Consider the following 240-nt stretch of genomic DNA (forward strand, 5'->3'; position numbering starts at 1 on the left):
GGCAGTTGTACCAGGATACCATCGATGGTGGCATCTGCATTGAGCGTATCGATCAGCTCAAGAAGTTCCGCCTCGCTGGTGGTTTCAGGCAGGTCCCAGGAGCGGGAGACAAAACCCACTTCGTCACAAGCTTTGCGTTTACTTGCCACGTAAATCTGCGAAGCCGGGTTGCTACCTACCAGCACAACAGCCAGTCCTGGGGCGCGTAATCCAGCCGCTAAACGCGCCTGAACTTTTTGA

1 protein-coding gene is annotated in these 240 nt (G+C 55.0%); it reads right to left on the reverse strand.

The features are described 5' to 3' along the window. On the reverse strand, positions 1-240 hold a 240-nt coding region (locus FDX22_RS22590), incomplete at both ends, for a tetrahydrofolate dehydrogenase/cyclohydrolase catalytic domain-containing protein (RefSeq protein ID WP_304571809.1).

The sequence above is a fragment of the Citrobacter sp. TBCS-14 genome, from assembly GCF_005280805.1.
Lineage (GTDB): Bacteria > Pseudomonadota > Gammaproteobacteria > Enterobacterales > Enterobacteriaceae > Citrobacter > Citrobacter gillenii.